General features: G+C 67.5%; 17 protein-coding genes and 1 rRNA gene. 5 read left to right on the top strand and 13 right to left on the bottom strand.

Annotation, left to right across the window (positions count from 1 at the left end):
- Positions 1 to 76: 76 nt before the first annotated feature.
- From BJY22_RS19405 to BJY22_RS19385, 5 genes are all read right to left on the bottom strand, one after another.
- A 16S ribosomal RNA gene (locus tag BJY22_RS19405) occupies positions 77 to 1601 on the bottom strand.
- Between the two features lie 762 nt (positions 1602 to 2363).
- Positions 2364 to 3671, bottom strand: a complete 1308-nt coding sequence (locus tag BJY22_RS19400) for a serine hydrolase domain-containing protein (RefSeq protein WP_167208719.1) — start codon at positions 3669 to 3671, stop codon at positions 2364 to 2366.
- Between the two features lie 76 nt (positions 3672 to 3747).
- Entirely contained in the window at positions 3748 to 3975 is a 228-nt protein-coding gene (locus tag BJY22_RS19395) for a hypothetical protein (protein ID WP_167208718.1), read from the bottom strand.
- Between the two features lie 82 nt (positions 3976 to 4057).
- On the bottom strand, positions 4058 to 4261 hold the full coding sequence (locus BJY22_RS19390; RefSeq protein WP_167208716.1) for a KTSC domain-containing protein: 204 nt from the start codon (positions 4259 to 4261) through the stop codon (positions 4058 to 4060).
- Between the two features lie 49 nt (positions 4262 to 4310).
- A complete protein-coding gene (locus tag BJY22_RS19385) occupies positions 4311 to 4664 on the bottom strand; it encodes a helix-turn-helix domain-containing protein (RefSeq protein ID WP_167208714.1) in 354 nt (117 codons plus the stop codon).
- Between the two features lie 141 nt (positions 4665 to 4805).
- Here BJY22_RS19385 and BJY22_RS19380 point away from each other — a divergent pair, with 141 nt between their 5' ends.
- Positions 4806 to 5099: a hypothetical protein gene (locus BJY22_RS19380; RefSeq protein WP_238350397.1), complete on the top strand. Its 294-nt coding sequence runs from the start codon at positions 4806 to 4808 to the stop codon at positions 5097 to 5099.
- Between the two features lie 59 nt (positions 5100 to 5158).
- Here BJY22_RS19380 and BJY22_RS19375 read toward each other — a convergent pair whose 3' ends face one another.
- A complete protein-coding gene (locus tag BJY22_RS19375) occupies positions 5159 to 6205 on the bottom strand; it encodes a hypothetical protein (protein ID WP_167208712.1) in 1047 nt (348 codons plus the stop codon).
- 192 nt (positions 6206 to 6397) lie between these two features.
- The gene (locus BJY22_RS19370; protein WP_167208710.1) at positions 6398 to 7027 is read right to left on the bottom strand and encodes a hypothetical protein; all 630 of its coding nucleotides are present in this window, start codon (positions 7025 to 7027) and stop codon (positions 6398 to 6400) included.
- Between the two features lie 201 nt (positions 7028 to 7228).
- Between BJY22_RS19370 and BJY22_RS19365 the strand changes: the two genes are divergently transcribed.
- On the top strand, positions 7229 to 8053 hold the full coding sequence (locus tag BJY22_RS19365) for an aldo/keto reductase (protein WP_167208708.1): 825 nt from the start codon (positions 7229 to 7231) through the stop codon (positions 8051 to 8053).
- 20 nt (positions 8054 to 8073) lie between these two features.
- Here BJY22_RS19365 and BJY22_RS19360 read toward each other — a convergent pair whose 3' ends face one another.
- From BJY22_RS19360 to nrdR, 4 genes are all read right to left on the bottom strand, one after another.
- Positions 8074 to 9147: a class I SAM-dependent methyltransferase gene (locus BJY22_RS19360; protein WP_167208706.1), complete on the bottom strand. Its 1074-nt coding sequence runs from the start codon at positions 9145 to 9147 to the stop codon at positions 8074 to 8076.
- Positions 9148 to 9212: 65 nt separating this feature from the next.
- On the bottom strand, positions 9213 to 10841 hold the full coding sequence (locus BJY22_RS42965) for a LuxR C-terminal-related transcriptional regulator (protein WP_167208704.1): 1629 nt from the start codon (positions 10839 to 10841) through the stop codon (positions 9213 to 9215).
- 75 nt (positions 10842 to 10916) lie between these two features.
- Complete coding sequence (locus tag BJY22_RS19350; RefSeq protein WP_167208702.1) at positions 10917 to 13805, bottom strand: vitamin B12-dependent ribonucleotide reductase; 2889 nt, start codon at positions 13803 to 13805, stop codon at positions 10917 to 10919.
- Between the two features lie 125 nt (positions 13806 to 13930).
- Complete coding sequence (gene nrdR / locus BJY22_RS19345; protein WP_167208700.1) at positions 13931 to 14419, bottom strand: transcriptional regulator NrdR; 489 nt, start codon at positions 14417 to 14419, stop codon at positions 13931 to 13933.
- Positions 14420 to 14734: 315 nt separating this feature from the next.
- Between nrdR and BJY22_RS19340 the strand changes: the two genes are divergently transcribed.
- Positions 14735 to 15679, top strand: coding sequence for a nucleoside hydrolase (locus BJY22_RS19340; protein ID WP_167208698.1), 945 nt, complete (start codon positions 14735 to 14737; stop codon positions 15677 to 15679).
- Here BJY22_RS19340 and BJY22_RS19335 read toward each other — a convergent pair.
- Complete coding sequence (locus BJY22_RS19335) at positions 15672 to 16262, bottom strand: TetR family transcriptional regulator (protein WP_167208697.1); 591 nt, start codon at positions 16260 to 16262, stop codon at positions 15672 to 15674. The two genes, BJY22_RS19340 and BJY22_RS19335, sit on opposite strands and share 8 nt — an antisense overlap.
- A 75-nt stretch (positions 16263 to 16337) precedes the next feature.
- On the opposite strand from BJY22_RS19335, the gene BJY22_RS19330 reads away from it, so the two are divergent.
- Together BJY22_RS19330 and ubiG are read left to right on the top strand one after the other, a co-directional pair.
- Entirely contained in the window at positions 16338 to 16907 is a 570-nt protein-coding gene (locus BJY22_RS19330; RefSeq protein ID WP_167208695.1) for a GNAT family N-acetyltransferase, read from the top strand.
- A 43-nt stretch (positions 16908 to 16950) separates the two neighbouring features.
- A complete protein-coding gene (gene ubiG / locus BJY22_RS19325) occupies positions 16951 to 17727 on the top strand; it encodes a bifunctional 2-polyprenyl-6-hydroxyphenol methylase/3-demethylubiquinol 3-O-methyltransferase UbiG (RefSeq protein ID WP_167208693.1) in 777 nt (258 codons plus the stop codon).
- A gap of 110 nt (positions 17728 to 17837) precedes the next feature.
- Here ubiG and BJY22_RS42960 read toward each other — a convergent pair whose 3' ends face one another.
- Complete coding sequence (locus BJY22_RS42960) at positions 17838 to 18284, bottom strand: LysM peptidoglycan-binding domain-containing protein (RefSeq protein WP_337758782.1); 447 nt, start codon at positions 18282 to 18284, stop codon at positions 17838 to 17840.
- Positions 18285 to 18303: the final 19 nt, after the last annotated feature.

Genomic DNA, 18303 nt, shown 5'->3' with positions numbered 1-18303 from the left:
GTCGCCCTGGAACGGACGTCCAAGAAACGACGAATTGACGACCACCCTTCCGGGTCGATCGCCGAATGCTCCTTAGAAAGGAGGTGATCCAGCCGCACCTTCCGGTACGGCTACCTTGTTACGACTTCGTCCTAATCGCCAGCCCCACCTTCGACGGCTCCCTCCACAAGGGTTAGGCCACCGGCTTCGGGTGTTGCCGACTTTCATGACGTGACGGGCGGTGTGTACAAGGCCCGGGAACGTATTCACCGCAGCGTTGCTGATCTGCGATTACTAGCGACTCCGACTTCATGGGGTCGAGTTGCAGACCCCAATCCGAACTGAGACCGGCTTTTTGGGATTCGCTCCACCTTACGGCTTCGCAGCCCTTTGTACCGGCCATTGTAGCATGCGTGAAGCCCTGGACATAAGGGGCATGATGACTTGACGTCATCCCCACCTTCCTCCGAGTTGACCCCGGCAGTCTCCTATGAGTCCCCACCACCCCGAAGGGCGTGCTGGCAACATAGGACGAGGGTTGCGCTCGTTGCGGGACTTAACCCAACATCTCACGACACGAGCTGACGACAGCCATGCACCACCTGTATAGGACCCTTACGGACCCCCCATCTCTGGAGGATTTCCCTATATGTCAAACCCAGGTAAGGTTCTTCGCGTTGCATCGAATTAATCCGCATGCTCCGCCGCTTGTGCGGGCCCCCGTCAATTCCTTTGAGTTTTAGCCTTGCGGCCGTACTCCCCAGGCGGGGCGCTTAATGCGTTAGCTGCGGCACGGAGGACGTGGAATGTCCCCCACACCTAGCGCCCAACGTTTACGGCGTGGACTACCAGGGTATCTAATCCTGTTCGCTACCCACGCTTTCGCTCCTCAGCGTCAGGTAAGGCCCAGAGAGCCGCCTTCGCCACCGGTGTTCTTCCTGATATCTGCGCATTCCACCGCTACACCAGGAGTTCCGCTCTCCCCTGCCTACCTCTAGTCTGCCCGTATCGGAAGCAGGCTCGGGGTTAAGCCCCGAGTTTTCACTCCCGACGTGACGAACCGCCTACGAGCCCTTTACGCCCAATAATTCCGGACAACGCTCGGACCCTACGTATTACCGCGGCTGCTGGCACGTAGTTGGCCGGTCCTTCTTCTGCAGGTACCGTCACTCTCGCTTCGTCCCTGCTGAAAGAGGTTTACAACCCGAAGGCCGTCATCCCTCACGCGGCGTTGCTGCGTCAGACTTTCGTCCATTGCGCAATATTCCCCACTGCTGCCTCCCGTAGGAGTCTGGGCCGTGTCTCAGTCCCAGTGTGGCCGGTCGCCCTCTCAGGCCGGCTACCCGTCGACGCCTTGGTAGGCCATTACCCCACCAACAAGCTGATAGGCCGCGAGCCCATCCCCAACCGCCAGAACTTTCAACCAACCACCATGAGGCAGCCGATATTATCCGGTATTAGACCCCGTTTCCGAGGCTTATCCCAAAGTTGAGGGTAGGTTGCTCACGTGTTACTCACCCGTTCGCCGCTCGTGTACCCCCGAAGGGGCCTTACCGCTCGACTTGCATGTGTTAAGCACGCCGCCAGCGTTCGTCCTGAGCCAGGATCAAACTCTCCGTTGAAATCTATATGTCAACCACGGCGAACCATGGAAAACAGACTACTTCGAGAAGATCCTTCGAATCAGAAACAATCAAACTGACTTGAATCAATGTTTCAAAGGAATCCATCCACAGACAATGTCTGGGGACGGGGTTAATGCATCTTTCGGCATTGACTTTCGGCACGCTGTTGAGTTCTCAAGAATCGGACGCACACCGCGCTTCTTACTTTCGTTCGAAGCTCCGGGGCAACTCGCCCAACTTTACTGTTTCGATTCGAGCCGGTCAAATCGGCCTTTTCGATCCAGTCTCCCTGCGCGACCCAGTGACTGAAACCCGACGAGGCGTGTTTCAGCTTCCGAGACCTTCAGGGAGTTTGTCGGAGGGCCGGCCGCTTTCGCGTCCCGCGCCTCGCTCCAACAAGAAGAACATTACTGACATTCGTGGTGCGGATGCAAATCGGGGTCCTGGACCGCTGTCCGAGGCTCCCGGCACCCGTCCTCGGCACCGGTCAGCCGGTGTCGAGGGAAGCAGTGCTCGTCCCTCTGGTCACTCCACTCGCTCACGTCTCCGCGAGCGACACTTCCATCATGCCGCACCCACACAAGTCGTTTTTCCCGCGGGTGCGAGGACGAGGTGGGAGCCGGTCAACCGACTCCCACCTGTCACGTACACCACCGTCCAGCAGACGCCTCTCGGCGAGTGGCCGCTCGTAGCGGCTGAGGTTGAGGCCCGGGGTCATGTAACCGGACGGCAGTAGGTGTAACCGACCTCCCCCAGGACCTATTCCCGGACACACTCGACCTGTGTGCCGGCCTGTTGGAGCACCAGTCCGCCGTCGCGAACCTCCAACTGCGCGTCAACTCCTGCTGCAGCGAACCGCGTGGCCGACAACGCCTGGAAGACCAGCGGCGCCTGCCCACCGAACCGTGCCTCGAGCCCTCTTCCCCGCGGCCTCACCACGAAGGGCGGACCGCCGGCCAGCCGATAGCGCCCTGCCAACTCGTTCAGCGTGGCGTCCACCGGCAGATCGGGTTGCTCCAGTTCCTGCGGGTACCCCTTCCACCCGTACGTAGACGCGACGGCTGCGAAGGCACGCAGTACGACCCACATGCCGGAATCTCCGTTGGTCATCACCACGGCGCCCTGTCGCGTGTCGCGGTATGCCAGCAGATGGCAGCAAAAGCCGGCGTTGCCGCCGCTGTGCCCGTAACGCACGCCTGACTCGTCCAGAAATAGTCCAAGTCCCAAGTGATTCAGCCCGCCGATTCGTGACGTGGCGGCGATCTGCGGAGTGAGCATCTCCCTCGCCAGCTCGACTGACAGCAGTCCACCGTCGGCGTACGCGTGCTGCACCCCGATGGCGAACTTCGCAAGATCCGTTGGCGTCGTCCACAACCCGGCCGCAGCCAGCTGCGGGTAGACGTCCCACATCCCTGCCAGTGGACGACCGGCGTCATCATGACCTCTGGCCGCTCTCCCGTGCAGTTCCGCCGGCAAGGGCTGTGCATAGTCGCTGTCGGACATTCCCAACGGTTGCAGCACCAGCTCCTGCATCAGTTCGCGGAACGGCGTACGCGTGACGTCTTCCAGCAGTTGCTGGATCACTGTTGTCCCGCCACCGGAGTACCGGAACTGGATTCCCGGCACGAGGTCTACGCGTACGCCGATGTTCGTGGCTGGTCGCACACCGTCGAGGATCTGGACCGTCGTCGGCAGTACTGCGTCACGGGGGTACCCCGGGAATCCGGAAACGGTCAGGCCGGCGCTGTGGCTCGCGAGCTGGCGAAGTGTCACCGCGGGCTGCCATCGGCCGGTTGGTGGGACCTGCCAGGACCTCAGCTTGCGATTGACGTCTTCGTCGAGGTCGAGCAGGCCACGGTCGACCAGCCTGAGCATCGCGAGTACGGCGATCGGTTTGCTGATCGAAGCTGCCTGGAACAGCGTTTCCGGCGTGACGGGCTCGGTGCTGCCGGCCTCGACGACGCCCGCCGTCCCGGTCTCCGTGACGGCGCCGTCGCCGAACACGACCCAGCTGGCGCCAGGCACCTCGAACTCGTCGAGGTCGGCCGCGATCCGCTCACCCAGCATGTCGGTCCCTCCTCGGACTCCGCCATCAGGAGCCGTTGGAGTGACAGTACGGCGGATCAGGACCGCTGAACCGTGGTCACCGTGAGGGTTGTGGGGCTGTGCAGTCGATCTTCGGGGTTGCGCCGACGTAGTTGAGTGGGCCGGCCGCGATCGTCACCAGCGTCGTGCCGACCTTGGCGCAGGTCGCGCTCGAGCCGGCGAAGTAGTTCCGTTGCGCCGCGGCTGCCAGTCCGATCACCAACCACACCACGACAATCACCGCAATCGCGCGGGAACCCGTCCTCGACGCTCTGTGAGTGCGCATGCTCACCTCCCGGGCTGGGCGCACCCCCCGTGTGAACGTTGCACCGGTGCCCGTCGGGTACCGCGCAGAAACTCAGCGCGGCTCAGCGTTCGCGGAACTCGTAGTACGGCTTGATGTGCTTGTTGACGTAGGCGCCGATGCTCGGAGCGGCCAGGAGGGCCGCGTACGTCGGTTGCGGCACGTCGAGGTACTGGTAGACGTAGCCGTTCAGGTACTCGAGCTCCAGCGTTCCGTCGGACCATCCGACCGATCGCACGCTCGACGAGTTCACCGGGCGTCGCCTCATCCGCGGCTCCTTCCGCACTCACGCTCGGCCCAGTTTGCCGCGTCGGCGGTCAAGGCGAGGGTGATCGCTCCGGATTCTCGGCCTGCAGCCGTGCCAGGGCGCGGGCGAGGTCGCCGAGCGCCGAGTTGAGCTGGGTCAGGACGGTGCTGTCGATGGGCACCCGGCGCTGGTCGAGACCGAGATTCGCCGCGAACCGGACCTTGGCGTCGGGCGGCGCCTGGTTCAGGTAGGTGTCCAGAGCGTTCTGGAGAAAGGGGCCGGGAACCAGCTCCGGTTTCTCTTTCCACTTCGTGAGCGTGCGCGGCGAGATGCCGAGCTGCTCGGCGAAGGCCTCGTTCGTCAGGCGCAGCGCCGTACGCAAGGCGTGCGCGTGCCGGCCGGTCCATTCCTCGATGACTGTCATGCGTGTCGCTCCCTGGCGTGGTCGGTTACTCCCAGCAATGAGAATATGGCGATTCGGTGACCGCCGGAGGGCAGAATTTGTGCGCTGTGGATACCGGTTGAGTTCCTGGTGAGGACCGGCGGCCGGGCGTTGACTTGGCCCATGGACGAGATCAGCGGGAGAACCGCGACGCTGATGCGCAGTACGCAACGGCGTCATCTACGAGTCGCGCGCAAATCTGGGCCACGCTGCTTCCAGCTGGTCCGTCACTACGACCATTCCGGCGTCAGCGGTACTGGCATCGTCGCCGAGGGGGTCGAGTGGAGCGATGGCACAGTTGCGCTGCGCTGGGGCGGTCAGTACCCGACAACGACGGTCTGGCAAGACGGGATCGACGCTTTGCTGGCCATCCACGGGCACAACGGCGCGACCACGATCCGCTGGCTGGACGAGTAGCCATGCGCAGTCGACTCCGGTGGGGCGGGTCCACCCTGCAGACAGCCCGCCTCACCGGCCTATTCGGTGAAGAACTGTTCCCGGTACGTGCCGTCCTCGGGGCCGGAGCCGTTCAGCTTGGACCTGGCGGGGCCTGTCTCGTGGCGGTCGCTCTGGTCGTCGGTGCGCTGCCGCGGGACCGGGCGCTGCTCGGCTGTGGCTGTCGGGCTGCTCCCGTCCGCTTCGGCGCTGCTGGCGCCCGCCGGGTCCGAGCCGGCGTCGCTCAGTTCTTCGATTGCCGTGCTGAAGGCGAGTTCGGCGCGAGTCGGCCGTTGGCGTTCGATCTCCTCGGCGGCGGTCCGCCGGGCGGGGAGATCGTTCGCCGCGGCCGACAGTTCGGCAAGTGTGTCGAGCAGGCCGAGGGCCGTCTCGACCTCGCCCGGGTGGTTGACCAGCCACCAGACCGCAGCCGATCCAGGCGTCGCGAAGACGTCGTCCTTCAGATACGCGCGTTTGTCCTGCTCCATCCGGCGCTCGAGCAGTGTGGTCTGCTCCCGGCGATGCAGGGCGGCCAAGTGTTGAAGGTGCTTCTGATCCGCATCGGGCAGCCGCAGTCGTACGTCGGTCGCCCAGCTACGGACCTGCCCTTTCTCGTCGAGCGCAGGCTCCCCGAGGATCGCGGCCAGGCGATGCTGGTTGAGGGACTCCTCGGTCACCTGCTGCCTCGCCGTCAGCGACCGTGCCCGTTCCAGCAACGCATCGACGGCGACCGCGCCGAGGTCCGCATGACGCGAGCCGGACAGCACGGTCGACCACTGCACCACAGCCGAGAAACTGAACTGGAAGTCCGGCGACGCCGACGGCAACCGAACGTCCGACACCGTCCTCGACGGCGGCCCGGAGAACACCGGCTCCGGATCCGGCAGTACGACGGACGGCGGCGGCGCCTGCTTCGTGACGACTGGACGGGGCTCGTCGGGCTGCTTCCACACGACGGCCAGCAACACCAGCAGCACCACCGTGAGCACCACGGCCGCCCACGCCGGCAGGCCGACGACCAGCGAAACGACGTACAGCACCAGCACAATCGCGGCGGCCGTCAGGAGGGAGTTCCGGTCGAGTTTCATGGTGGCGTTCCTTCACCGCGTCGGGCGGAGGTCAGCAGGTCAACCAAGGCGCACCCGACGGCCTCCCCCGTCCCCACACCATCCGAGCCACCCGCAACCCAGACCACAGACTGCGCCCCTCGACGAGTCCACGAAAAGTCTCACACGCCCCACCTCCCCCCACCCCCGAAAGCGTGTCGCCGCGGCTCGGGATCAGCCGGTGAGGGAGCGGAGGGCTTGGCGGGAGGGGGTGAGGAGGACTGGTTTGTAGGGGCAGCGTTGGTCGGTGAGGGTTTCGTAGGCTCGGATGGCTCGGTTGGCGGCGTCCCAGCCTTGTTCGGCGGGGGTGCGGCCGCGGCCGCGGTTGCGGACCAGGGCGCCGTAGAAGGCGGAGCAGAAGACGGTCGCCTCGTACCAGCCGATGACGGTGCTGGTGCCGATGTAGGTGATGTCGTCCTGGAGGCAGTCGCGGATGGCGCGTTGCCACTTGCCGATGCCGGTCTTGCAGCCGTCGGCGATGACGACGCCGCTGGCGATGCCCCACTGGCGGTCGAGGAACCAGTCGGCCAGGGACCGCAGCGAGACCTGGGTCTCGCCGTCGGTGGACAGGAACGACGGCTCCTCGCTGTGGTCACCGTGTGCCATCACGTGCAGGACCGAGGAGGGCGTGGTCAGGGCGGAGAACGCGGTCTCGTGGTCGCGGGTGCGGACGAAGTTCACGTCGATCACCGGCCGGTTCCACCCGGCGTTGATGTTCCCGGTGATGCCCTGGACGAACGACATCGACGCGTCGAACGAGCTGTCCAGACCGAGGTCCACCAGAGTGATCAGGCGATTCTTCATTTGCCCACCCCTTCAACGCGTTTCGAGCCCCACCGGACCATCATGAACCACGGATCCGACAGTTCGCAGGGCGGTTTCACCGGCGTGAGACGAGACGCCCGGGACCGTACGGCGTACGGCGCCGGGAACCGGGCACCGGGTCCGCGGCGGACGGTGATCGACGTACGGTGGCAGGGCAGCGGTCGACGAAGGAGGACACGGATGAGTCAGGTCCCGACGGTCACGTTGAGTCACGGATCCGCGATGCCGCGGGCCGGGCTCGGGACGTCGCCGATGAACGACGCGGACGCGGAGCGGGCGGTGCGTACGGCGCTCGAGCTCGGCTATCGCCTGATCGACACGGCGGAGAACTACCGGAACGAGGTCGGCGTCGGCCGGGCGCTCAAGGACGCGCCGCGCGACGAGGTGTTCGTGACGTCCAAGTTCAACAAGCGATGGCACAGCGTCGAGGGCGCACGCCAGGCGTTCGAGGCGAGCGCGGAGCGGCTCGGCGTCGAGTACCTGGACCTCCTGCTCATCCACTGGCCGAATCCCGAGCAGGACCGGTACGTCGAAGCGTGGCAAGGACTGATCGCGCTCCGCGACGCCGGCCTGGTGCGCGCGATCGGTACGTCGAACTTCAAGCCGGCGCACCTCCAACGGCTGATCGACGAGACCGGTGTGGCGCCGGAGGTGAACCAGGTGCAGCTCAGCCCGGTGTGGGCGAAGTCGGCCGAACGCGAGTTCCACCAGCGGCACGGGATCGTCACCGAGGCGTGGAGTCCGCTGGGGAAGGGCACTAACCTGCTGGACCACCCGGTGGTGCGGGAGATCGCCGAGGCACACGAACGCGCGCCGGGACAGGTCGTGTTGCGGTGGGAGACGCAGCAAGGCGTCGTACCGATTCCCAAGTCGGCGAACCGCGAGCGCCTCCAGCAGAACCTGGCGGTCTTCGACTTCGACCTCACCGATGCGGAGCTGGCAGCGTTGACCACGCTCGACGGTACGGCGAGGCCGGCAGCCGACTCGGACCGCTCAGGCCACTGAAGGCTCAGGCCACTGAAGGCTCAACCCTTGCGGCAGATGTAGTACGTGTTGAACGCGTCGGCCTCCACGTGGGTCGTCTCGACTGAGCTGAAGCCGGCGTCGGTCAGCATCTGGCAAGCCTTCTGTTCACCCCAGACGGTGCCGAGGCCGTCGCCGTCGAGGGACAGCGAGACGGGCATGCAATGCATGGTCGAGAGGCCGTACAGGAAGGTCGCGAACGGATGCTCCAGGTTGTCCTCGAGGTCGCTGGAGGCCTGGATATCGACCATCAGGAACACGCCGCCCGGCCGCAGCGACTCCCAGACAGCGGCCAGCACCTGCGCGGGATGCGCCTGGTCGTGGATCGCGTCGAAGGCGGTGACCAGGTCGAACCGCTCGTGCTCCCCCAGATCGGCGGCGTCCCGGACGAAGAACTCCGTGTTGGCCAGCCCGAGCGCCGCAGCCTCGGCCTGCCCCGCGGCGATCCCTCCGGCGGAGAAGTCGTATCCCACGCAGCGGCTCCGTGGGTAGGCCGCCGCGATCAGGTTGACCGCATGTCCACTGCCACACCCGACGTCGGCCACGTCGACCCCCGCGGACAGCCGCGACGGCAACCCGGGCACCAGCGGCAGGATCGCGTCGATCAGCGCCGTATCGAAGACCGCGCCGCTGTTCTCGGCCATCACCCGGTGGAACTCGGCGTACTCCGAGTACGGCACCCCGCCCCCTCGCCGGAAGCACTCCACCACCGAGGACTCGACCTCCGCAAGCATCGAGACGAACTGGGTTGTGGCAGCAACGTTCTGCGGACCGGCCGCGCGGGTCAGGAACGCGGCGTGCTCGCGCGGCAGCCAGTACGTCCGGTCGCGAGCGTCGTACTCCACGATCCGGGCGACGGTCATCGCGCCGAGCCATTCGCGGACGTACCGCTCCTGCAGCCCGGCCGCGCCGGCGATCTCGTGGCTGGTGGCCGGCGGCAGCTCCGCGAGGGCGTCGTACAGTCCGACCTGGTGGCCGATGTTCATCAGCAACGCGAGCGTGCCGTGGTTCAGGACGTCGCCCATCTGCTGCCCGAAGGCCTCGAGCCTCGTGGTGTCCAGCGTTGTCTCGCTCATGGTGGTCTCCAATCCCCACCCGCAGCGTCACACCGCGGGTCCGGGCGGGGCATCGGTGAGTTCGCCTATTCGTGGACCCGGGTGAGGTAGGCGGCCGCCTCGGTGCGGTTCCGTACGCCGAGCTTCGACAAGATGCTGGCTACGTGGTGCTCGACCGTACGGCGACTGATGTACAGCCGGGCCGCGATCTCCGGATTCGGCAGCCCCACGGCCAGTGCGGCGAGGACGTCACGCTCCCGCCTGGTCAGCAGTCCCAGGCCACGAGGCCCCACACGAGCAGCCGTCGCTCCGGCAGCCCGCAACCAGGCAGCCGCGGCGTCGGCATCAGCGGCGGCCCCCAGGTCCTCGAACACCGCGAGAGCAACCCGTGCCTCGGCAACCGCAGGAGCAGGGTCGTACGTCGCCATCGCCTGCGCCAGCTGCATCCGGGTCCGCGCAACCTCGAACGGCATCTCCAACAGACCGAACCAGGTCTGCGCCGCCGCCAGCCGTGCCGCAGCCGCCTGACACTCCCCCTGCGCCAGCAACGTCCGCCCGCACAACCGGGCGGCCCGTGCCGCGATCAGTCCGCTGTCGGTCGTCGTACCCAGGTCAGACAGCTGCTCCGCCTCGCCAACCGCACCCACCACATCGCCCGACACCAGACAGGCCGAGCCGAGCAGTTCATGCAGTCGGGCCTCCTCCAGCGGCAGGCTGTCGTCGAGTCGGCGTCGTGCCAGCGAGACCGCCGTCGCCACCTCCCCCTCAGCCAGGTAGACCGCGGCGAGGACCGGCTGTACGACGCTGCGGTCCTCGAATCCGTCCAGCAACTGCCGTGCCTCGCCGACGCGGCCCTGTGCCAGCCGGAGCTCAGCAAGGAACGCGGCAGCCTCCGCCCGGACCGCCGGCAGCGAATCGCGGGCCAACTCCATCGCAGCAGTCAGCTCAGCCTCCGCACGCGGCCAGTCGCCGGTGGAGACAAGCACAGCGCCGTACGACGCCCGGCACGAGGAGTGGAGGTACGGACAGCCGTAGCGGGCGATGAACGCGTCGAGCGACCGGACCCACTGCACGACCCGCAGGTAGTCGGCACCGCGAACGCACGAACGCATCAGCAGGCAACTCGCAAGAACGACTGTGTCCGGCCGGGCACCCTCACCGCCCAGCGCGCCGGCCAGCGCCTCGTCCAGCAGCGCCGTGCCCTCGATGATCTGACCGAGGTCGATCAGCGCTGCTCCCCACAGGCTCAGCGCGCAGAGCTCGAGATCACGGTCGCCAGCGTCGGCGCCGACCTCGTACGCCGCCTCAGCCAAAGCCGCAGCCGCCGAGACGTCTTCCGCCGCGCCCGCCCGTGCCAGCGAGGCCCACGCCCCCACGACGGGATCGCCAACCTCGGCCGCTACCCGGACCGCCCGCGCAGCCCAGCCCTGCGCCGCGGCACGGTCGCCGAAGTTGGCGTCGTACAGCATGCTCAGCCCGAGAGCCAGGAAGACAGCCTCGGCAGGGTTGGTACGGCGGTACAGCGCGTAGGCACGTTCCCAGCTCGTGAACGCGGCCCTGACGTCACCGAGCCACCACTGGGCGTTCCCCAGGCCGGAGAGGCCCTCGGCGGTCTCACAGACCCCGTCGGACCCGAATGCCGCGAGCGCCGTCGCCCAGTCCCCGTCACCGAGCGCCTTCTCTCCCGCCGCAAGGAGACCGCCGACCTCCTCCACAGCTTGACGGTAGACGCGCTGCGGCCCCCGGGGAAGGTGGGAAGTCCCGGGGGCCGTGGCGCTTTCAGCTGGCGGTCAGCTGCAGCCGGAGGTGCTGCCGCAGCCTTCGCAGACGTAGCAGGAACCGCTCGGACGCATCTTGGTGCCGCAGGTGAAGCAGAGCGGGGCGTCGACCGAGGTACCGGTGATGAGCTCCAGCATCTCGGCGGTGGTGTGCGCCTCGCCCTTGACCGGCTTGGCGGCCGCCGCTTCCGCCGGCTTCGCGGGGGCATCCGCGTCGGCGGCCGGCTCGACCGTCTTCAGCGACTCGGCCTCGGAGACCTCGACCGGAGCCGGCTCGTAGGAACCGGTGTCGAGCTGCCGGGACCGCTCCTCCGCCGAGTAGATGCCCAGGGCGGCCCGCTCGTCGAACGGCAGGTAGTCCAGGGCCAGGCGGCGGAAGATGTAGTCCATGATCGACTGCGCCATCCGGACGTCCGGGTCGTCGGTCAGACCGGCCGGCTCGAACTTCAGGTTGGTGAACTTCTGGACGTAGGTCTCCAGCGGTACGCCGTGCTGCAGGGCGATCGAGATCGCGATCGAGAACGCGTCCATCACACCGGCCAGGGTCGAACCCTGCTTGCCCATCTTCAGGAAGACCTCGCCCAGACCGTCGTCCGGGTAGGAGCCGGCGGTCATGTAACCCTCGGCGCCGCCGACGGTGAACGACGTGGTCCGCGACGGCCGCGACTTCGGCAGACGCTTGCGGGTCGGCCGGTACTCGATGACCTTCTCGACGATCTTCTCCGCGACGGCGGCCTCGGCGGCAACCGCCTTCTTCGCCTTCGCGTCCGCCAGCGGCTGGCCGACCTTGCAGTTGTCGCGGTACACCGCGAGCGCCTTCAGGCCGAGCTTCCAGCCCTGGAAGTAGACGTCGGCGATCTCCTCGACCGTCGCGGTCTCCGGCAGGTTCACCGTCTTGGAGATCGCACCGGACAGGAACGGCTGCGCCGCCGCCATCATCCGGACGTGGCCCATCGGCTTGATGGCCCGCTCACCCATCGCGGTGTCGAAGATCTCGTAGTGCTCCGGCTTCAGGCCCGGGGCGTCGACGACGTGACCGTTCTCGGCGATGTACTCGATGATCGCCTCGATGGTCTCCTCGGTGTAGTTGTACTGCCGCAGCGCCCGCGGGACCGTCTGGTTGACGATCTGCATCGAGCCGCCGCCGACCAGCTTCTTGAACTTGACCAGCGAGAAGTCCGGCTCGATGCCGGTGGTGTCGCAGTCCATCATGAAGCCGATGGTGCCGGTCGGCGCGAGCACCGAGGCCTGCGCGTTCCGCCAGCCGTTCTTGGCGCCGATCTTCAGTACGCCGTCCCACGCCGCGGTGGCGTGCTTCTGGACGTCCTTGTCGATCTCGTGCATGGTCCGGATCGCGTCGTTGGCCGCGGCGTGCTTGCGCATCACCCGGGTGTGCGCGGCCTTGTTCCGCTCGAAGCCGTCGTACGCGCCGACGATGCCGGCCAGCTCGGCGGAGCGCTTGTACGACGTACCGGTCATCAGCGACGTGATAGCGCCCGCCAGTGCGCGACCGCCGTCGGAGTCGTACGCGTGACCCGTTGCCATCAGCAAGGCACCGAGGTTCGCGTAGCCGATACCGAGCTGCCGGTACGCGCGGGTGGTCTCGCCGATCGCCTCGGTCGGGAAGTCCGCGAAGCAGATCGAGATGTCCATCGCGGTGATGATCAGCTCGACGGCCTTGACGAACTTCTCCGAGTCGAACAGGTCGTCGTCGCGGAGGAACTTCATCAGGTTCAGCGAGGCCAGGTTGCAGGACGAGTTGTCCAGGTGCATGTACTCCGAGCACGGGTTGGACGCGGTGATCCGCCCGGTCTCCGGCGTGGTGTGCCAGTCGTTGATCGTGTCGTCGTACTGCAGGCCGGGGTCGGCGCAGGCCCACGCCGCCTGGGCGATCTTGTCGAACAGCTCGCGGGCGTCGACGGTCTCGATGACCGAGTTGTCCAGCCGCGCACGCAGCCCGAACTCGCCCTTCTCGTCGACCGCGCGCATGAACTCGTCCGAGACCCGGACCGAGTTGTTCGCGTTCTGGTACTGCACGGAGGTGATGTCGCGGCCGCCGAGGTCCATGTCGAAGCCCGCGTCGCGCAGGACGCGGATCTTCTCCTCCTCGCGCATCTTGGTCTCGACGAACTCCTCGATGTCGGGGTGGTCGACGTCGAGCACGACCATCTTCGCCGCGCGCCGGGTGGCGCCGCCGGACTTGATCGTGCCGGCGGACGCGTCCGCGCCGCGCATGAACGAGACCGGGCCGGAGGCCGTGCCGCCGCTGGACTGCAGCAGCTCCTTCGACGAGCGGATCCGGGACAGGTTCAGGCCGGCGCCCGAGCCGCCCTTGAAGATCAGGCCCTCTTCCTTGTACCAGTTCAGGATCGAGTCCATCGAGTCGTCCACGGCGAGGATGAAGCAGGCCGACACCTGCTGCGGCGAGGACGTACCGACGTTGAACCAGACCGGCGAGTTGAAGCTGAAGTACTGGTGCAGGAGCATCCAGGTGACCTCGTGCTCGAACACCTCGGCGTCGGCCGGCGTGGCGAAGTACCCGTGCTCCTCGCCGGCCTTGCGGTAGGTCTTCACGACCCGGTCGAGCAGCTGCTTGAGGCTCCACTCGCGGTTGTCGTGGCCGACCGCGCCGCGGAAGTACTTCGTGGTGACGATGGTCGAGGCGTTCACGCTCCAGAAGTCAGGGAACTCCACCCCTCGCTGCTCGAAGACGGTCTCACCCGTCTTCCAGTTCTGCTGTACGACGTCGCGACGCTCCCACGTCACCTCGTCGTACGGGTGGACGCCCTCGGTGCTGAAGACGCGCTCGATGGTGAGTCCCGTGGGCGCGTTCTTCCGCCCGCGGAACCCGGCCGCCGACCTCTTGGTCGACCCCGAGTGGCCGGTCACCGTCTCTGTCATGGTTGCTCCTCGCCCTGTGTCTACTACCGCGGTCTGTCGGGACCGCCCCGTTGGAGTACTACGTCACGCCACGTACTGCTCGTACTACTAGGAACTACTGGAACTACCGTTCCCCCGGTTTACGTCTACTGGGTCGGCTTCAGCTGGCCCGGCTCGGTGCCCTGCGGCTCCTTCTCGGCCCGCAGCAGCGCGATCTCGGTCTCGAAGTCGTCGGCCGACTCGAACTGCCGGTACACGCTGGCGAACCGCAGGTAGGCCACCTCGTCCAACTCCCGCAGCGGCCCGAGGATCGCGAGTCCGACCTCGTGCGCGGGAACCTCCGGGGAGCCGCCACCCTTCAGCGCGTCCTCGACCTTCTGGCCGAGCCGCGCGAGCTGGTCGGCGTTCACCGGCCGGCCCTTGCAGGCCTTCCCGACCCCGTTGATGACCTTCTCGCGGCTGAACGGCTCGGTCGCGCCGGAGCGCTTCACGACCGTGAGCTGCATCTGCTCGACGGTGGTGAACCGCTTCTCGCAGACCGGGCACTGCCGCCGGCGCCGGATCGCTCCGCCGTCCTCGGCCACCCGGCTGTCGACCACTCGGGAGTCGGCGTGCCGGCAATACGGACAGTGCACGGCGAACACTCCTCCCGTGACCACCCGCGAGGGGTGGGTTGTGGATCGGCCTGGGGACAACTTGTGTAGAACCTGTGTGCAACTAACCACTACCTGTGGAAAATTACACCCGTGTAACCACTAGATATAGGGATCCTAGATCGCTGCTCCGACAGTTTGCAAGCACGCCCCGATTGCCCGCGCGTGTCACAGGTTTCAACACTCGCGCGGCCCCGTGTACTCCCGCGTGGCGCCATCACGGCGGCCGTTCGGAGGCGCACACTACGGCCTCCGCGGGTGCGTGACGGCCGGGTGCCGGATGTGAGGATGGACTCCATGAAGCCGGTGATTCTCGATGTCGACACGGGGCTGGACGACGCGTGTGCGCTGCTGCTGGCGGCGCGGCATCCGGACCTCGATCTGAAGGCCGTGACCTGTGTCGGCGGGAACGTCGGGATCGACGACGTCGTGCGCAACACGCTGACGGTGCTCGACGCGGCGGGACGTCCGGACGTACCGGTCGCGCGCGGTGCCGCCGTACCGCTGATCCAGCCCGTCACGTCGGCGCGGCACGTCCACGGCGAGGACGGGCTCGGGGATCTCGACTGGCCGCGGTCGACGCGGTCGACGGATCCGCGGCACGCCGTCGAGCTGCTGCGCGACGTACTGCGGGACGCGGCCGCGACCGGTGAGCGCATCACGCTGATCCCGTTGGCGCCGCTGACGAACATCGCGTTGCTGCTGCGGACCTACCCCGACGTGGCCGCCGGGCTGCAGGAGATCGTGTTCATGGGCGGGTCCGCGGGGATCGGCAACGCGACCGCGTCGGCGGAGTTCAACGTCTGGACCGATCCGGAGGCGGCCGCGATCGTGCTGGCGGCGGCGAACGATCTCGGCATCGCGGCGACCATGTACGGGCTGGACGTCTTCTACGACGTCGTGGTCACGCTCGAGCAGGCGCGCGGCCTGACCGGATCGCCGTCGGCGGAGCTGGCCCGCAAGCTGATCGAGAAGCGCAGCGAGCGGTACCAGTCCGACGGCGGAAGCATCGGTGACGGCGGCGCGGTCTGCGCGGTGATCGACCCGTCGGGCCTCACGACACAGCCGCACCCGGTCCGCATCGAGCTGTCCGGCGGCTGGTCGCGCGGCCGGACGATCGTCGACACGCGGGACGCGCTCGACGTGGCGAGCGATCCGCAAGGGCCGGCGCCGGTCGTGCAGGTCGCGACGGCGGTGGACGGCAAGCGGTACGCCGAGCTGTGGCTGGCGACCGTCAGCTGAGCAGCTCGAGAAGACGGGCGCGTACGCCGTACAGCAGCAACTCGAGGCCGTCGGCGAACAGGTCCTGACCGTCGGCGGACTCCGCGACGACGGCGGCCAGGGTCCAGCGAGCGGTGACCTCGAAGAGGTGCCGCGCGTCGGGCTCGGGTACCCCGATGCGCACGAGCGCGTCGATCTGGGCGCGGACGAGTTCGGCACGTGAGCCGTCGCCCTGATCGCGGTCGGGCGTGGCCTTCGCGAGGATCAGGCCGGCGAGGCCGGGATGCCCGGCGTAGAACGCCCGCAGGTCCAGCGAGCCGGACCGCGTCAGGTCGATCCACTCGTCGACGGTCGTCAGTTCGCCGTACGCCGTGTTGTCCGCCGTGAACTGGCCGAACGCGTTCCGGGCCACCAGGTCGAGCAGCTCGGACTTGTTGTGGACGTGGTGATACAGCGACGGGGCGCGGACGGTCAGGCGCTCCGCGACGGCGCGCATCGTCAGGCCGGCCACGCCGTCGGCGCGGATGACGGCCAGGGCCGCGTCGGCGATCGCGGCGACGGTGATGCCGGCCGCCGCGTGCGACGAAGGGTCGCGTCTGGTCACGAAATCTCGTTGTGGGTCGAGGGCTTGAGTGAGTACTGTCGAACGTTGTTAGACACAATAGCCGAGGAAGGCGCCATGACCGGATTCCGACCCGCGTATCCCCTGCTGACCGAGCGCTTGGAGCTGCGGCCGCACCGGATGGACGACCTGGACGATCTGTTCGCGTTCCATTCGCTGCCGGAGGTGGTGCGGTACACGCCGTGGCCGGTGCGGGATCGGGAGGAGACGCGCGTCGCCCTCGAGCGGAAGCTCCCGCAGGGCGAGTTGACCGAGGCCGGTCAGTGGCTGGTGCTGGCGATCGAGCTGCGCGAGACCGGGACCGTGATCGGCGAGGTGCTGCTCAAGTGGGCCAGCGAGGCGGACCGTCAGGGCGAGATCGGGTACGCGTTGCACCCGGCGTACCAGGGCAAGGGGCTGGCGGCGGAGGCCGCGCGCGAGATGCTGCGGGTCGGGTTCGAGGAGCTCGGCCTGCACCGGATCGTCGCGATCCTGGACGACCGGAACGCGCCGTCGGCCCGGCTGCTCGAGCGACTCGGGATGCGGCGCGAGGCGCACCACCTAGACGCGTCGCAGTTCAAGGGCGAGTGGGCGAACGAGTACGTCTACGCGCTGCTCGAGCACGAATGGCGCGGCGTGACACCTTGATCGGGCGCAGCCGCTCCCGGACAGTGTCCACCAGGGGGCCGCGATGGGCATCGACAATCAGATCTACAACCGGATCGGCGACAGTTGGTGGGACGAGGACAACCCGCTCAACATGTTGCACGGCAGCTTCACGCCGGGACGGTTCGCGTATTTCCGCGACGTGCTCAAGCGGACCGGGAGGGATCCGGTAGGCCGGCTGGCCGTCGACATCGGGAGCGGCGGGGGCTTCATGGCCGAGGAGTTCGCCCGGGTCGGCTGCCGCGTGGTCGGCGTCGATCCGTCGGAGGTGTCGGTCCGGACCGCCCTGGACCACGCGAGCGCGTCCGGCCTGGACGCGCGGTACGTCGTGGCGACGGGTGAACACCTGCCGCTCGCCGACGAGAGCGCCGACGTCGCCTACTGCTGCGACGTCCTCGAGCACGTGTCGGATCTCGACCGGGTGATCGGGGAGACCGCGAGGGTGCTGAAACCGGGCGGGCTCTACCTGTTCGACACCATCAACCGGACGTTCGCGTCGAAGGTGCTGGTGATCAAGGTGATGCAGGAATGGCGGCTGACCAGGGTCGTCGACACCGAGTTGCACGCGTGGCAGATGTTCATCAAGCCGATCGAGCTCGAGGAGGTCCTGCGCCGGCACGGTCTGCGGCTGGGCGAGATCACCGGGCTCGGGACGCGGGCCAACAAGCTCGGAGTACTGCGGAACTTCGTCCGGGCACGTCGTGGCGGGATCAGCGTCGGTCAGTTGAGCCGGGCCTTGGACGTCGGGCAGGTGAAGGGGACGGACGTGTCGTACATGGGGTTTGCCACCAAGCCGTACTAGGCGCCGTCAGCCCGTCAGGCGGGCATCCGGCCAGCCTGTCAGTGCGGCAGCCGGTCAGTGCGGCAGCCGGTCGGGCCGTCAGCCGGTCGGGCCGTCAGCCGGTCTGGCCGTCAGCCGGCGATCGGGATCCGCAGGGTCTGGCCGGGGGTGATGTCGGCCGGGGTGGCGAGGTTGTTCAAGTCGGCGATCTTCTCGACGACGATCGCGGGGTCCTGGCCGGGGTTGGTGGACTGGGCGATCGACCACAGGCTCTGGCCGGGCGTGACCTGGACCGGGACGGTGTGGGTGAAGTGCGGGCCGGGCTCGAGCACGCCGGTGACGCGGAGGCCGAGGACGACAACCGCGGCGCCGAAGACGAGAACCGACACGGCGGTCAACAGCAGGCGGCCACGGCGGGTCAGCCGCAGGGCGGCCGGCTCAGGGGCGCGGCGCTCCTGCGCGTGGCGCCCGAGCGATTCGCCGGAGCAGCCACGCACCGGGAGCCGGTCGGTGGCCGCCCCCTCGATCCGCGGCCGCCGCCGAGGCGCCGGCGCAACTACCGGAGCCGAAGCAGGCACCGCCGCACGGGCGGCGGGG

The organism is Kribbella shirazensis, from assembly GCF_011761605.1.
Classification (GTDB): domain Bacteria; phylum Actinomycetota; class Actinomycetes; order Propionibacteriales; family Kribbellaceae; genus Kribbella; species Kribbella shirazensis.
This window is presented reverse-complemented; position numbering and strand designations above follow the sequence as displayed.

Bases quoted from the DNA above. Each gene is read 5' to 3' on its own strand.
- BJY22_RS19400 (WP_167208719.1), bottom strand. From the start codon at position 3,671: ATGCTGGGTGAGCGGATCGCGGCCGACCTCGACGAGTTCGAGGTGCCT.
- BJY22_RS19395 (WP_167208718.1), bottom strand. From the start codon at position 3,975: ATGCGCACTCACAGAGCGTCGAGGACGGGTTCCCGCGCGATTGCGGTG.
- BJY22_RS19390 (WP_167208716.1), bottom strand. From the start codon at position 4,261: ATGAGGCGACGCCCGGTGAACTCGTCGAGCGTGCGATCGGTCGGATGG.
- BJY22_RS19385 (WP_167208714.1), bottom strand. From the start codon at position 4,664: ATGACAGTCATCGAGGAATGGACCGGCCGGCACGCGCACGCCTTGCGT.
- BJY22_RS19380 (WP_238350397.1), top strand. From the start codon at position 4,806: ATGGACGAGATCAGCGGGAGAACCGCGACGCTGATGCGCAGTACGCAA.
- BJY22_RS19375 (WP_167208712.1), bottom strand. From the start codon at position 6,205: ATGAAACTCGACCGGAACTCCCTCCTGACGGCCGCCGCGATTGTGCTG.
- BJY22_RS19370 (WP_167208710.1), bottom strand. From the start codon at position 7,027: ATGAAGAATCGCCTGATCACTCTGGTGGACCTCGGTCTGGACAGCTCG.
- BJY22_RS19365 (WP_167208708.1), top strand. From the start codon at position 7,229: ATGAGTCAGGTCCCGACGGTCACGTTGAGTCACGGATCCGCGATGCCG.
- BJY22_RS19360 (WP_167208706.1), bottom strand. From the start codon at position 9,147: ATGAGCGAGACAACGCTGGACACCACGAGGCTCGAGGCCTTCGGGCAG.
- BJY22_RS19350 (WP_167208702.1), bottom strand. From the start codon at position 13,805: ATGACAGAGACGGTGACCGGCCACTCGGGGTCGACCAAGAGGTCGGCG.
- BJY22_RS19340 (WP_167208698.1), top strand. From the start codon at position 14,735: ATGAAGCCGGTGATTCTCGATGTCGACACGGGGCTGGACGACGCGTGT.
- BJY22_RS19330 (WP_167208695.1), top strand. From the start codon at position 16,338: ATGACCGGATTCCGACCCGCGTATCCCCTGCTGACCGAGCGCTTGGAG.
- ubiG (WP_167208693.1), top strand. From the start codon at position 16,951: ATGGGCATCGACAATCAGATCTACAACCGGATCGGCGACAGTTGGTGG.